The organism is Collimonas silvisoli (genome assembly GCF_018305005.1).
Taxonomy (GTDB): Bacteria; Pseudomonadota; Gammaproteobacteria; order Burkholderiales; family Burkholderiaceae_D; genus Collimonas; species Collimonas silvisoli.
On record NZ_JAGQEG010000029.1, the window covers coordinates 48,649 to 59,998 of the forward strand.

Below are 11,350 nucleotides of genomic sequence, written 5' to 3' on the forward strand. Positions count from 1 at the left end.
CAATTTATATACCGTGGAGAGTGCATGTTTTCCTGTGTCGCTGATTACCGGCTTGCCGCCCGTCGACGGCTGCCGCGCCTGGCATTCGACTATCTTGACGGTGGCGCCGAAGACGGCGACGCGTTGCGGCGAAATGGCGCGGCGTATCGGCAATGGCTATTCAAGCCCCGCGTGCTGACCGACGTTTCCAGCTGTTCGACCGCGGCACGTTTCTTTGGATACGAGGCGGCAGCGCCGATGATCGTCGGCCCGACCGGGCTCAACGGCCTCTTCTGGCCGCGCGCCGATGAACTGCTTGCGCAGGCCGCGAGCCAGGCGGGTTTGCCGTTCGTGTTGTCGACCGCTTCGACTTCGCTGCTTGAGGACGTGCGCGCGGCTGCTCCGAAAGGCGAGCTGTGGATGCAACTGTATGTGCAGCAGGAGCGGGGCATCGCGGAGGATTTGATGCGCCGGGCGAGCGCCGCAGCTTATTCAACGCTGGTTCTCACCGTCGATGTCCCGGTTCACGGCAAGCGCGATCACGACAGCCGCAATGGTTTCAAACTGCCGTTGCGGCTATCGCGCAAGCTGATCGCCGATTGCCTGACACATCCGCATTGGTGCTGGCAGATGGCGCGGCATGGCTCGCCGCAGTTGAAGAATATCGCGAAGAGTAGCGGCGAGCGCGCCGATCTGTCGCGGCATGCCGCCATGCTTAGCCGGCAGATGGATTTGACGCTGGGCTGGGCAGACCTTGCGTGGGTGCGGCGGCACTGGAACGGCAAGTTGATCATCAAGGGCGTGCAGGGTGTTGACGATGCGATGCTGGCTGTTGCGCATGGCGCGGATGGAATAGTGGTGTCGAATCATGGCGGACGGCAGCTGGGAAGCACGTTTGCGTCGCTGGAGCTGTTGCCGCAGATTGCTGATGCCGTCGGCGATCAGATGGAGATTTTTATTGATGGCGGGGTGCGGCGAGGCAGCGATGCGTTGAAAGCCGTTGCTCTAGGAGCGCGAGGGGTTTTGCTTGGGCGGGCGCCGCTGTATGGCGTAGCTTCTCGTGGCGGTGCCGGCGCTAGCGAGGTGCTTGCGTTGATGATGGACGAGATGCGCATTGCGATGCGGCTGTTGGGATGTCAGCGGATCGGCGATTTAGGGCCGGTATTTGTCGAGCGCGAGGCGTCGGCGCGCGGGGCTGATGTCTAGCTGGGTACTTGTACATGTTCTTGGCAGGGGTACCGCTTAGGTAAGGAAAGGCTTACCTGCATTTGGGGATTGCCTGATTGGTATTTGCTTTGACATTGTTTAATGTTGCCGCATGGGAATATTTGTATTTATTGTCATTCTGATGAGCACGACGGGCAGCAATACGATCGGCGGCTTGCCCCGAATATGTCGAAAACATGCTTGTACCATAGGGATGGCACGATGAAGAATGAAAAGATGAGGGCAGCGAAAAAGTTCGCAAAGCAAATTCTGCCCATCACCATGTTTTTATCGGCAGCACACGCACAAGCACTGGATTTGACGGTGTCGCCAGGACAAGACATCCAATCCAAAGTCGATCAAGTAGTCAGCTCGGGCGGTGGCAAAGTGACGCTTGCGGCAGGAACCTGGACGTTAACCAAAACCCTGGCTCTAGGAAACAACCTCATTCTCAAAGGACAAGGCGCGTCGATCCTGATTCAAGGCCCGGACACGGTGTACAACTGGCCGCTGATCAACGTCACCACGGCTGACGCCATGCACGACATTACGGTCGATAGCTTAGTGGTGGACGGCCGCATCCCGCGCGGCGTGGTATTCGATCCCAATAACGGCTACCACGATTCGCTGGGTATTTTTTTCTTTGCGACCAACAAAACCGGCAGCCGCATCACCATCTCCAATGTGGAGGTGTGCAATACCTCTGAAGGGCTGCATGTAAAAGGGGTGGACGGGCTGACTGTCAAGAACAGCTAAAGCGTGGCAGGTTCGTGTCTCTCCGTTAGCCGCAATTCGAAAGTGAGCGGCGCATCGGTCCTGTTATCGCACTTTAACGGCAGTAAAGGGCAGCAGTGGTCCTTGCGAACTCCATAACCTCAGTGCGACCTTGCCGGACGGCGCCCGAGGCATCAAATACCAATTACTACACTTAAAAAAGGGATAGACGTGACACACGTATTTCACAAGATGCTGATCGCTGGCGTCACCGCGATGCTGGCCTGTAGCGCCGCTACACAAACCTTCGCTGCCGACTGGCCCAGCGGCTATACGCAATGCGCAACTGAGAGGGCAACCTGTGTTGTCGGAGCAAGCACGCACTCGGTTTCGTACGGGGCCAGCGACAAGTGGGTCACCAAGAGTCTTTCGGGCAATGTGGCGTGCACGAACGCGACCTTTGGCGATCCGATCCCGGGAACAGTAAAGTCCTGTGCGATTGGTCCGTTGGCGCCGACACCGACAAGCGCAGTCGATACCGGCACCACAACGACCGCTTGGGCCTCGGCACGCGCCACAACCAAGCCCGCCACCACGGCCGGCACCTGGGTGGCCGGTGGCCCTTCCCCCGACCGATCCTACTACACTCTGGTCAAGGAATCGGCGCACTTTGCCTTCTATTCCGACGAGGCGATCTCCGATGCCGACCTCACCACAGCGGCGAATACGCTGGAGAACATCGTGTGGCAGAACCTGTTCAATTCCAACTTGTTCATGCCCGAGCCGTTCTTCAACACGGCCAACAAGATCAAGCCCTCGATCCACATCCACTCCACCGACGGCCTGATCGGCGGGGGCTGGGCGGCGGACCGGATTGGCATGTGGATCGGACCGGGAGCCCTGCAAGACCATTGGGGCCTGACCCACGAGTTCACCCACACCTGGCAATACTGGTGGGCATACCACGGGGGGCTGAGCTGCCCGGACTCGGACACCTGCGGAGGGATCGGCGAAACCCACGCCAACTACACGGCGCACCAGCTCCCGGAGTACCAGAACAACGTCCACTGCTCCGAAATGCTGGCTAACGCCCCGCACATGTACCTCGGGTCTACCCGCGACAAATACTGCAACTGGCAGTTCCTGGAGTACCTCAAGGACAAGCAGAGCCCTGCTGCGGTCAACCAGATCTTCACCACCGCCGGTGCCGACCCCTTCGCCAACATCCAGAAATCACGTGGATGGAGCGTTTCCCAGCTCAACGACTTCTTCGGTGACTGGGCCATGCACAACGTGGTGTGGGATTACAAGACCTCGCCCGAAGCCTTTCGCAGTGCCTACGGCAACATCACGCAAACCGACAAGGCCGAGCGCATGCATCGGCTGATGCCCCTGGAGGCTCTTGACTCCAACTGGGCTTCCAACCACCATTTCGTGTCTCCGTACTATGGCGCGCCGCAGCGCTTTGGCTACAACGTGGTCCGCCTTTATCCGGTCAGCGGCGCCACCACGGTCACCGTCAAGTTCCGCGGCGTGAACCAGTCGGGCTCCGACGCCGACTACCGCTGGGGTCTGGTGGCGACCAACTCGCAGTTCACGGCGGCACGCTATAGCAAATTGCAGAAGGGCCAGAACGGCAATTTGACCTTCGCGGTCAACGCCGGCGAGCCGCTGTTCATGGTCGTGACGGCCACGCCTGCGGTTTTCCAGACGATCGTCGCCGAACAGGATTACGCCACAATCTGGCGCTACCCCTACATGATCGAACTGGCGAACGCCTGGCCCCAGGGCTTTCAGAACGGACAGCTTGACGCCTGTCCCTCTGGCACGGTGCGTCATGCCAATGGCGGCGGCTGCGCTCCGTCCAGCACGCCCGCATCCGTGTACGTCGGGCCGTATGCCACGGTTCTTCCCGGTGGCGCGGCTTCTGGAAAAGCACGAATCGAAGATCAGGCCATCGTCGCAAACGGTTCGGTGACAGGTGGAACAGTGGGGGGGCTCAGCGTCATCGGCGAGACCGGCAGCGACTTTAGCTACAACAACAACGCCTTCACGGTGTCCGGATCCGCCCAAGTGCGCACCACCTTCTATCCGCTGGGTTTCTTTGAGGCGGGCCAGGTCGCATCCAGCACGCTGAACCTCTACGGCGACGTCGAGTATCGCGGGACCGGTCTGAATCTCGGTTCCGGAAACCGGTCCGGATTCGTGGATGTAACGTCAACCGTGGGCTCGGCGACCGACATTAACACGAAGGCCCGGCCGGTCTGGCGGCCGTGATGGCCACGCCGGTTGGTATGAAGCGCAACGATAAGGGGCGCCTTTAAAAATGATTCATGGCGTTTTTGTGGATAAGTAAAGTAGCTGCAAGCGGCCTCCTGACGCTCCGTCGTTCCCGCGAACCTGATGAGTCACACGAGATGGGACTGCAAATGCCATGCGGCGTGCACGCCAAAGCGCGGAAAGGAGGCGATCAATCAAGCCACCTCCGGATTTATCGGAGGTGGCTTAATCAAGCAACATATCCCCGAAACTTCTACTTAATAACTACAAGGACTTTGTCGTGCGAAAATATTTCGTCTGGACCAATTTGTTGTCCATTGGTTTTATTATTCCTTTTTTTGGAGCGCCAGATGCCGTTGCGGCGACGGTCGGAAACGGTTCGATCATCACACTCAAGAATGGGGGGACCGGTGATTGTCTCAGCGTAACCGGTTCGAGCGCGGGCGGTGGCGCCAAGGCGCAGGGTCAAGCGTGCAGTAGTTCCTCTTTCCAGCAATGGAAGGCTGTGGCGGATGCCAATGGCGCCTATCAATTGATCAACGTCGGTAGCGGCTTGTGTCTGGATGACCCCGGGGCATCAACTGCGACGGGTACGGCGATCCAACAGTGGGGGTGTGGTGGCGGGGCATGGCAAAAGTGGCAATTCAAAGATGCGGCGAATGGATACGCCAACATCACTTCAGTGGCGAGCGGGTTGTATCTTGATGAAGATCCGGGCAGCAGTACCGGCGCTGTTCATCAGTGGACAGCCACAGGCAACACAAATCAGCAATGGATGGTGACCAGCGGGAGCGGCAGTACGTCGACGGGTCCGATCGGGTTCGGCGCCGGGACGACCGGAGGCGCGGGAGGCCCCGTGGTAACGGTGACGAAGGCGGCGGATCTTGCATCGGCCCTGTGCGCCACCGCCAGCAATGGCGTGTGCACCGACAGCGCTCCCCGCATCATCCGCATTTCCGGAATCCTCAATTTCCGCAACACGGAAGGTACTAGGACAGAACTGGGTTGCACGTATTCGGCAAATAGCTGCTCGGTCAATGGAAAATCGGAGCAGATCTTGAACTACGCGAACTACTGCTCGGGCAAGTCTACCCATAACATCACCTATGACGCCGCCGGAAAGACACCGCTACTGGTGGGGTCCAACAAGACGGTGATCGGCGTCGGCGTGAACTCGGGAATCATGGGAAAAGGATTGGCTCTCCACGGCGGCGTCTCGAACATCATCATACGCAATCTGTCGCTCACCGATATGAACGACGGCGTTATCTGGGCTGCCGATGCCATCACCATGGATAACGCCAGCCAAGTGTGGATCGACCACAACTACTTCGCCCGCATCGGCCGCCAAATGATCGTGGCGGGCTGGGGTCCCGCGAAAAACGTGGACATTTCAGGCAACTACTTCGATGGAACCTCGGACTACGGGCATTGGTGCAACGGCAGAGCCTACTGGACCATGCTGCTCAATGGGGCGAATCAGACCATCACATTGGCGGGCAATCGATTCCACAACACCTCCGGGCGTGGTCCCGAAACAGGTAAACCGTCATCGGCCGCGAGTACGGGCATCATCCATATAGTGAACAACTATTACGATTCGACGGAATACTTCACAGGCGGACTAAGTAGCACCAATGTTGTGTCTATCCTGGTTGAGGGTAACTACTACGCGCAGGGAGATTATTTCTTCCCCATCATGGACACTACCGCAAACAAAACCGACACGAATTCCAACTGGAATTTCGCTCCAGTCAGCGGCAATATTGCCAGAGCCAACAACACTTGCAATTCAGTGTTGGGGCGTGACTGCGTGGCTAACGTTGACGATAACGGGAAAGCTTCGGACTTCCTCCTCAATCCGACGGTGATGTCGAACATTCAGGGATCCGGTTCAGCCGTCCAGGCGATCAAGTCTGTGATACCCGCGGATCCTTCGACCGTCGCCAATCAGACGTTCGGACCGCAGGCCAACATCGGGCAGTGAATTGCGATAAAGCCTCCCCGTCAGGATGTTTGTCGACGGGGTATTGCAACCCGACTTGCGAAAGGCCGTATGCAAGTTAATCTAGCCGGTGAGTATCCAAGTTTCTGGAAAAGTGTCTGAAGTCCTTTAACTCTGAGCTATTGCTATGGCGATGTCTTATCTATGAACAAAGCAATGAACACTATGATTATCTGCCCTGTGCCAGGAAATTCTTACGTGCATTTCAGAATTATCTGATTGGTGTTTGCTTTGGCATTATTTATTATTTTTGATAGGGGATAAGTGCATTTATTGTCCTTCATAAAGTTAGAAGATGACGGCCAGTGATGCACTCAGCAGCTTACCCAAATAAATATGCCTAAAACAGACTTGCACAATATGAACGCAAAAAGCGGCGAGTCCGCAATGAGTGCAATTCCTCGCAATGACCTTCTGGTGTCGTACACGGCGGCGGTGGCTAAAGTCACCGGCAAGAGGTTCTGTGCGCATCATCAAGGAGAGGTAATGGCGGACGAGGGCAGTTTCGTTTTGCGGAGCAGATCCAAACGGTGGATCTGCTTTCGATGCCAGGGACTCACTCGGTGCCGCCGCTAGCCGGAATTTGCCAATATTTCGGGTAAATACATGGAATCATCAGTAATAACCGCTTGGTCAGATTGCCGCCGGCCCGAAACATCAATAGATTAGGCCGCTTCTCTTGAATCCTTCTGTAGTGCTGCGCTGGATAGTGCGACAGGCTATCGAGGAATGATGGCTGTTAAATGTCACGATGAGGAAGCGATAAATGAGACCAGCGGTAAAGTTCGTCAGACAATTTCTGCCTATAACCGTGCTTTTGCTGGTGGTGTAAAAATTGGGCAACTCAAATCGGAGCCTTTTGCTCAGTCTGAATTTGACCTGACAGTCGCAGGCTTCAAACCGGGTAACTGTCAGATCAGGTCGCGACCACTACATGTAAAGCTCAAGAGTTATTCTCAAAAAAACCATTCATGCTGATGAGCTTGCCCCGATCGTCATACTCGCCATAACTGATCCCGGTGCCGATCGTTATGTTCTCTTGCGTTTTCATTTCCCAGTTGGCGATGCTTTTTTGATGGTGCGACATGAAATAGGTCGTGACGAAATAAGCGCTGGGAATCTGTTGACGCAAATTCTCCATGTAATTGATGAGCTCATCCCATGATGTCGCTCGCACCAGTGGGTCTGTGTAAACGGCGTTATCGGCGAGTACCTCTGAGAATGCCGCCAGCCGATCCGCCCTGTTTGTCATTTTCCAGGCAGAGGTATATTTTTCCCATGTCTTTTCAAGATCTGCGTTCATGTTTGCTGCTCCTGTCGTGATCAATTTATTGGAATGGCATAGTGCATGATCGATTCATTCGAGCTGGGGTTATAGTCCGCGCCATAGAACTCCAGATCGGCCGCATTGGAGTGTCTTCTCCCGCTGCGCGGCAGCCAGGTCGAGTAAATATAGTTGATGGTGCTGTCAATCAAATTGACGGCGCCTTTGTGCGTAAATCTGGCATAGGTGCATGCCGGGTTTTCAATCGCCAGCATGCCGTCCGGGATATCCGTGAGCGCAGTCACTTCAATCGCGCAAAAATATTCCAGTTCATCGCTGTTCTCTGCTATCTGCCTGACGATGCCGTAGCAGGTGCCGCCAACCCTGTTCTTGATCTCGGGCAGCCGTGAAACGAATTGCTGCCATAGCGGCGGGAGCTTTTCGCCGATATTGTTTTTCTCTGAGTCCGTGCCAAAGAAACTTGTTCTTAGCCCCACAAGGTGCATTTCTTTTTGCACATAAATTTCGGGAACGGTATTCATCCTCTTGTTGATGTGTTCAAGGTAGTCTTGATCGAACTTTATCTTTTGGGGGAATGGGCGCCTCTTTCCTGCTTTGCGAAATTCGGCCGGCGTAGTATCAAACGCCGATTTAAACGCTCGCGTAAAGCTCTCCTGACTTTCGAAATCCGCTTCCATTGCGATGTCGATGATTTTTTTGTCGCTGTTCAATAATTGATCGAGCGCTTTCCCGAGTCTTCTTGAGCGGATGTAGTCCTTGACGGTATCGCCTGTCAGTCCTTTAAATATGCGTTGAAAATGCCATCGGCTCAGCCCGGCTCCGCTTGCCACGGCGCTGATGGAAATTGGCTGCTCAAGATTGGCTTCGATATAGTCGACGCCGCGTTGAATTTGATCGAGATAATTCATCAGTTCTCCTTAGTGGACGAATGATAAAAGGATTTAAATCCGGGGTTTTGATATTTTGTGCTCGATTTTGATCAGCATGACAGCCGATGTGTAGTCTTGAATATCGGGGCGGAGCGGAGGCGAACCTGGTAGTTGCGCGCCACGAGATTGACGTCAAGGTGGTCGTGAGGAATTGCAGAATCTCGGGACAAAAGAAAAGGGGCCACATTTGCATGTGGCCCCTTGGAATCTTGGCTCCCCGACCTGGACTCGAACCAGGGACCTGCGGATTAACAGTCCGCAAGAATTTGCGTTTCTTTGTGTTGATTTGCGTTTATATGATTCAAGGTATTTTATTTTTCATAGAGAGATTTCTGATTTTCTCTGATTGTTGTGTTGACCTGTATTGATTGAATATCCGATAATTTGGTTACATGAAGCTTACATGAATTCGTGTAACCAAGTCTAAAGGGAGCAGCGGTGGCAAAGGTCAATTTCACGATAGCACGAATAGAAGGTCATAGTTGTCTAGCTGGAAAATCGCAATCTTTCCTATGGGACGAAAAGACACCTGGCCTGGGCCTGCGCGCGACGGCGGCCGGCGCTAAGGCATACATCTTCCAAGCGAAGATTCACGGCAGTACTGTGCGCGTGACCATTGGTGACCCTAAAAGCTGGCCTATCGATAAAGCGCAAGGGGAAGCACGTCGTTTGCAGCGTATGGTTGATGAGGGAAAAGATCCCAGGGAGGTCCGAGCTGATCAGCGTGTCGCTAGCATAGCTCGGAAAGCAGAAGCACGTCGCCAAGATGTAACTTTTGCTGTTGCCTGGGAAGCCTACTTGAAGGCGCGCAAGCCGCACTGGAGTGACCGTCACTATCAGGATCATGAGAATCTGGCGAGCGAAGGCGGTGTGCCAAAGAAACGTGGCAAGGGGGTGACGATGGCAGGTCCGCTTGCATCCTTACGCCCGTTAAAACTGGCTGACCTTACCAGTGCGTATATCACGGAATGGTTGGAGTCTCACACCGCCGACCGTGCCACGATGGCGGCATTGGCATATCGGTTGCTGCGAGCATTTATCAGGTGGGCAGCAGATACTGACGAGTATCGCAGCACCATTCCTACGGATGTTTACAAGGTTCGTAGTGTTAAAGACGCTGTGCCGAAGGTAAAGCCGAAGGACGGCGACTGCTTGCAACGAGAGCAGTTGCCCGCCTGGTTCGATGCTGTGCGCAAGCTAGACAATCCCGTTATCAGTGCTTACCTGCAAGCTCTGTTGCTCTCCGGCCCGCGTCGAGAGGAGATGGCCGCACTGAAGTGGACTGACGTGGATTTTCAGTGGCGCAGCCTATCGCTGGCCGACAAGATAGAGGATGCTGGTCGGGTCATTCCGCTGACGCCATATCTATCGTCATTGTTGGCTGCGCTCCCGCGTCGCAATGAATGGGTGTTCAGCAGCCTGGGCGCTGAGGATGGGAAGATAGCTGAACCGCGTATAGCGCATAATCAAGCACTTGCCGCCGCTGGCCTGCCTCATTTGACCTTGCACGGCCTGCGCCGCTCATTCGGTACGCTGTCTGAGTGGTGCGAGGTTCCCGTAGGTGTCGTTGCGCAAATTCAAGGGCACAAGCCAAGTGCGATAGCCGAGAAGCACTATCGCCGCCGGCCACTGGATCTCCTGCGTATGTGGCATGACAAGATCGAAATATGGATATTAGAGCAGGCTGGAATTAAATTTGCGCCTATAAATGAAGCGTCTAATTTGAAATTATCTTGTTAGAATCTTTGTTATTTCATATTGACCGAACGAGACAACATTGATTGATGCCGAAACCGAAACCAAGAATTGGTACGAGCCAATACCAGAGGTCAAGTGTCCTCCCATTGGATGGATCGAGTGCACGAGAGCCGTTTTACCACCACTCATCAAAAAATTTGATCCTGAGATATTGCGGCAATTGCATGGCGGCGAAATAACACGTGAGGAAGCCCATCGGCAGATGGATGAGAAGGAAAAGCCGGAAAAGATAGTCGCAGAAGAGCGGCAGTTAAGGATAACTGCAGCCATACAAAAGATGCCCGATCCGGCACATATGCAACTGATGGATGTTTGCGGCTCAGGTGTGCTGCCAAGAGAAATTTCGCTGAACCAAGACGGGTGCATTTTAAATAAGCCGTATTATCGCTTAACAGAGGCCGCCGAATTGACAGGGATTGCAGAGCGGGATTTGTTGCATCACGCAATAGGTGGCGGCTTGATTCTGCTTGTCCCTATTTCTGATGAAGTCAAGATAACTGCATCAATATGCGCCGCTCATGAAATGCAAAATCATGTAGATCAAATATTTGCCACATCTATATATCCTTGGCGCCATGAAGAGTTCGGAAAACGTACGGACCTTTCCACTCCCAATATGCTGATATTGAGCCGACTAAACTGCCAAAAAATCGATGTGCATAAAGAGGTTTTGGAAAATTGTTTCGAGGCCGGCTATCGGATTGATGGTAACAACATTTTTTACGCGAATCCACGCTCATCTAATGAGTACATCAAACAGGTTGCAATTTCTGATTCTTCTCAAAGATTTTTTGTAGAGAAGACAGCTATATGGAAAACAGGAGCGCAGAACGCCCAAACCGGATTGAAATATGGCGAAGAAAAAATCAGAATAAAGTTTGATGATTTATTCGTGATGGGTTTTAACTTAAAAGCGTTGATAGATAGCTTGCCTGAGACCAAGCTGATCCCTTCAACTGTTGATGAGAAAGCTGGCCCCTGGACTACTCCACAAAAATTTGTACCTATCTCGGCTACGACTAAGGCCAAGAATGGCCAGCCTATTGGTTTGTCGACCCCTGACATTGCAGCGGCATTTGACGGTCTTAGTGGTTGGGATGCAAAAAAATGGAAAAAAAATCTGACAGAGGCGGAATGGACAAAGGAGGCAATTACACACCACGGACGCGCTGGAAATGGAGGTGCCACATTTTG

The 11,350-nt window shown here is 54.0% G+C and carries 8 protein-coding genes; 6 read left to right on the forward strand and 2 right to left on the reverse strand.

Translation table 11 applies throughout. The annotated features are described in order from the left end of the window. The first annotated feature begins 24 nt into the window (after nt 1-24). From KHU33_RS10155 to KHU33_RS10170, 4 genes are all read left to right on the forward strand, one after another. Nucleotides 25-1,185 (forward strand): alpha-hydroxy acid oxidase, encoded by a 1,161-nt coding sequence (locus KHU33_RS10155; RefSeq protein ID WP_211462727.1) that lies wholly within the window; start codon nt 25-27, stop codon nt 1,183-1,185. Between the two features lie 222 nt (nt 1,186-1,407). Continuing rightward, complete coding sequence (locus KHU33_RS10160; protein ID WP_211462728.1) at nt 1,408-1,941, forward strand: right-handed parallel beta-helix repeat-containing protein; 534 nt, start codon at nt 1,408-1,410, stop codon at nt 1,939-1,941. Between the two features lie 189 nt (nt 1,942-2,130). Continuing rightward, nucleotides 2,131-4,176: a DUF6055 domain-containing protein gene (locus KHU33_RS10165; RefSeq protein ID WP_211462729.1), complete on the forward strand. Its 2,046-nt coding sequence runs from the start codon at nt 2,131-2,133 to the stop codon at nt 4,174-4,176. Nucleotides 4,177-4,459: 283 nt separating this feature from the next. After that, nucleotides 4,460-6,166: an RICIN domain-containing protein gene (locus KHU33_RS10170; RefSeq protein ID WP_211462730.1), complete on the forward strand. Its 1,707-nt coding sequence runs from the start codon at nt 4,460-4,462 to the stop codon at nt 6,164-6,166. A gap of 961 nt (nt 6,167-7,127) precedes the next feature. Here KHU33_RS10170 and KHU33_RS10175 read toward each other — a convergent pair. After that, a complete protein-coding gene (locus tag KHU33_RS10175) occupies nt 7,128-7,487 on the reverse strand; it encodes a nuclear transport factor 2 family protein (RefSeq protein ID WP_211462731.1) in 360 nt (119 codons plus the stop codon). Nucleotides 7,488-7,507: 20 nt separating this feature from the next. Beyond that, on the reverse strand, nt 7,508-8,377 hold the full coding sequence (locus tag KHU33_RS10180) for an AraC family transcriptional regulator (RefSeq protein ID WP_211462732.1): 870 nt from the start codon (nt 8,375-8,377) through the stop codon (nt 7,508-7,510). Nucleotides 8,378-8,836: 459 nt separating this feature from the next. Here KHU33_RS10180 and KHU33_RS10185 point away from each other — a divergent pair, with 459 nt between their 5' ends. Further along, a complete protein-coding gene (locus KHU33_RS10185) occupies nt 8,837-10,138 on the forward strand; it encodes a tyrosine-type recombinase/integrase (protein ID WP_211462733.1) in 1,302 nt (433 codons plus the stop codon). A gap of 37 nt (nt 10,139-10,175) precedes the next feature. Next, on the forward strand, nt 10,176-11,350 hold a 1,175-nt coding region (locus tag KHU33_RS10190; RefSeq protein ID WP_211462734.1), incomplete at its 3' end, for a hypothetical protein.